Here is a 3,875-nt window from a genome sequence, read left to right on the forward strand (position 1 = left end):
GGTTATCAAGGATCTTTCCGGGCTTTATTATTCGGCCATGGATATTGGTATCACCCGAAAAGATATTTTCAGGTTTATTAAAATCTATACCGGCCTTCCTCTTAGAGAAGCATTAACGCAGCATTTATCAATGTGGCGGGCTATCGAGGAAAAAGCCAATAAACTTTATCAGCGTATGGAACGAAAAGCGGGTCGGCTATAGGGGTTCCCCCTGCTGAAACGAACTATTATTTAAAATGAAAAAAATTGCACAAATAGATACTCAACGGTTGTCGCATTTTGAGGGTGTGGAATGAGCACAGAGAGCTTTTCTTATACCCTTGAAGCGTTTCTTGCTCTGACAGAGGCCCCTGATGGTGGTTTTGTTCTGGATATTCAGGGGCAGCAGATCGCCATAGATAACGTGCTGCGTTTTTTGCCTGGTAAGCGCTTAGTCGGCAAAGCGACCATTGATGGTAAAACCGTTCTGGCAAAATGCTTTTTAGGCTCATCTGCTGAGCGACATATCAAGCGTGAGCTTGCTGGTCTTGGGAGTTTTGTCCGTGCCGGTATTGATACGCCTGCAATTATAGCGTCTGAGAAGCTCCAGAATTTTGGTTTTATCACCACCGAATTTCTAGCTGAAAGCCAGTCTCTTGATGCGTTATGGCAGTCAGACCTGAGCGATGAAAAACGTGTAGGACTATTAAAAAGTGTTGTAGAAACGGTCGCCAAACTACATCAACACAATATTATCCATAAAGATCCTCATCTGGATAACTTTCTGATATCGGAAGATAAGCTGTTTCTTATTGATGGTGGTGGCGTTCATCAGGAAAGTTCGCCTCTTTCTCAACAGGCTGCTTTGGATAATCTGGCTTTTTTCCTGTCAGTACTGTTTCCCAGGCATGACCACCTTTCTCTGAAATGCATTGCTGCTTATCAGCGTATTTACCCATTAGAAGGTCTGGATGAACAGAGCCTCGCCGAGGCTATCTGGAAAAAAAGAAAGTGGCGGGAGCGATATCTGGAAAAAGTCTTCAGAACCTGTACTGACTTTGTCGCCGAGTCGAACTTCAGACATTTTCAGGTAGTTGACCGGAATGAAATCAGTGAAGCATTGACCGATTTTCTTGCGACCCCGGATACTTATATCAATACTGGGCAGGTTCTGAAACGGGGTACCACCAATACTGTCTCCATCGTCACTCTGAATGATGGAAAAAAGGTCTTCGTTAAGCGTTATAAAAGCACCAAAGGGGTATTGCATAAATACCTTCGCGGCATCAGAAAGTCCCGTGCCCGCAATGCCTGGTATGTTGCCCATTACCTGCTGCGCCTTCTGGGCATTGATACCCCAAAACCACTGGCATTGCTGGAACATAAATTTGGTTGTTTTGTGAACTGCAGCTATCTGGTGACTGAATATGTGGAGGCAGATGATGCCTTTCACTATTTTACCCAGTTGCAAGAAAGTTCACCTGAAGCTGAAAAGAGGGCACGTTCGCTGCTTGAGATGCTGAGAATCTTAAAGGACGGGATGGTTTACCATGGTGATATGAAAGCGACTAATTTTATGTTTAGCCATGACCGGCATATGGTTATCGATCTTGATCAGACTGTCATTCTGGATTCTCGGGAAAAGGCAGCTAAGTATCTCAGGAAAGATTCAGAAAGGTTTAGCAGGAACTGGGTTGTGGGTTCGGTAGCTGCGCAGTTATTCAAGTAGTTGATTATTTGTATCTATATTAAATTGACTGATTATAATGAGCAGCGATTTTCCTGATGCTGCTATTCCTAATCCTATCATCAGGTATTTTCTGGTATACGACTCAACTCCTGCGTGATTAAAACATAAAGATGTATAAATATCGTCCGGATATCGATGGGCTCCGCTCCATCGCTGCAGCCCTGGTGCTGCTTTACCATTTTCAGTTCAACATCTTTAGCGGCGGCTATATCGGCGTCGACGTGTTCTTCGTTATTACCGGTTTTGTTATGAGTAATCTGCTGCTGAAGCAGTTCTCCACCGGTACCTTCCGTTTTGCTGACTTCTACAGCAAGCGCATAAAACGACTGATTCCTGCTTTACTGCTGATGTCGTTTGTTATCTTCCTGCTGATATCTCCCATCTATATGGATGAGGAGTATTACATCTTCTCTAAAAGCTGGCTGTTCTCCCTGGTGGGTTACAGCAATATTTACTATATAGAGGAGTTCGCCAAATACTTTTCCCCGGATGCATTAACACAGCCGCTTCTGCATACCTGGACCCTGTCGGTTGAGTTTCAGTACTATCTGATTTGGCCTCCGGTTCTAATGCTGGTACACCGGTATCTGAACAAGGCCGCTGCCGTCTGGATGTTTTTGGCCGTGTGGGCTGTGGCGTTCGGCTATTCTGTTTACCGGACTGAGCTTGCGCCAGATTCTGCTTATTATCTGCTTACAACCCGTCTATTTGAACTACTGCTGGGAGCCGGTCTGGCGATGTTTTCTGACCGTCTGCCACGGCTTAACCGTACTGCGTCTGAGGTGCTCTCTCTTGCTGGCATGGTACTGATTATCGGTAGTGCCCTGGTGCTGACCAAAAATGATCTCTTTCCCGGCTATAATGCGCTTTGGACGGTGCTGGGTGCGGGTCTGATCATCTATTCCGGTTTTCCTGGCAACGATGCCTTGATTGAGCGGGTGCTTTCCAGCCGTCCGCTTGTCTATCTGGGTGCACTGTCCTATTCCATCTACCTCTGGCACTGGCCTTTTGTGGCGATTCTCAACTATCAACTGGTTGAACTGAACCTGATCAATCAATTGTTGTTGATTGCCGCCACCCTGATTTCAGGGTGGTTCAGTTATACTTTTGTTGAGTCGAAGTTGCGCTACAAAGACTGGTCACTGAAAAAATCGTTTCTGCTACTTATTCTCTTGCCTGCCATTGTCATCTGGCTGATACAGGCCACTATCCGTATTGCCGACGACATCAGCTTTCGTATTCCTGAGAAAAATCGCGAGTTGTACAGGATTCTCAATCAGCAGAATGCGGGTGATATCTTTGACCCGTGTTTTGATGGCGATGCCATTAACTTTGACCAGAGTTCGCGCTGTCTACTGGGCAGTAATAAGGCTGACGGAAAACCCGATGCGGTGCTTCTGGGGGATTCCCATGCTACCTCCATGGCCGGATTTATCGAGGAACTCAGCAAGGACCGTGGTATTAGTACACTGCTGGTAACTAAGGCTTCATCGCCGTTTATCCGTTCGGAAGACACTGTCGGCAGCGGTGATGACAGAAAGGTTAAACGCAACAAGGCATTGCAGGAGTACCTTGTCGGAGAGCCAACCACAGTCTTTCTATCATCATGGTGGACAGCCTATCTGGCCAGCGAAAATTACCATCGCTATTTGGAGAATATTACCGGCTGGCTGCTGGAGCAGGGCCATAAGGTGGTGTTTATTGAAGATGCACCGGCGCTGCCCTCCAATAGTTTTGCCTATTGTCTGCTGAAGAACCAACCGGACTGCACCATTGCCAGGGCGGATGTGGAGAAAGAACAGGCTAATTTTTATCGTTTCAAGGAAAAGCTCCGTGCTCGTTATCCACAGGTTGAGTGGATCAACCCTCGTCAGGCCATGTGCAACGATGATCGCTGTGAGACAGTGCTGGAAGGCATCCCCCTCTACCGAGATGATAACCATCTGAACTACGCCGGTTCAAAAGCTATTGGCCGACGTTATCTTGAGCAGTTTGGTAATCCGTTGCCAGCCGGTTGATTCGGGATGTGTTAAAGAAAGTACCAAGGTACTTTCTTTAACCATTTATCCTGATGAGTAAAGCCTCCTTGCCACCCCCCATTCCCCAACTATCCTGAATGCCACATAATAAAGGTAATATCAGGAAT

Annotated in this window: 2 protein-coding genes and 1 pseudogene; all 3 read left to right on the forward strand. The window is 46.4% G+C overall.

Features of this window, described 5'->3' with window-relative positions; genetic code table 11:
* Positions 1-202: pseudogene (locus tag RM811_RS23630) on the forward strand (lipopolysaccharide core heptose(I) kinase RfaP); the annotation flags it as partial.
* 90 nt (positions 203-292) lie between these two features.
* Entirely contained in the window at positions 293-1,708 is a 1,416-nt protein-coding gene (locus RM811_RS23635; protein WP_402529234.1) for a lipopolysaccharide core heptose(II) kinase RfaY, read from the forward strand.
* A 131-nt stretch (positions 1,709-1,839) separates the two neighbouring features.
* Positions 1,840-3,747, forward strand: a complete 1,908-nt coding sequence (locus RM811_RS23640) for an acyltransferase family protein (protein WP_402529236.1) — start codon at positions 1,840-1,842, stop codon at positions 3,745-3,747.
* Positions 3,748-3,875 lie beyond the last annotated feature (128 nt).

The organism is Endozoicomonas sp. (genome assembly GCF_031844845.1).
Classification (GTDB): Bacteria; Pseudomonadota; Gammaproteobacteria; order Pseudomonadales; family Endozoicomonadaceae; genus Endozoicomonas.

Bases quoted from the DNA above. Each gene is read 5' to 3' on its own strand.
- RM811_RS23635 (WP_402529234.1), top strand. From the start codon at position 293: ATGAGCACAGAGAGCTTTTCTTATACCCTTGAAGCGTTTCTTGCTCTG.
- RM811_RS23640 (WP_402529236.1), top strand. From the start codon at position 1,840: ATGTATAAATATCGTCCGGATATCGATGGGCTCCGCTCCATCGCTGCA.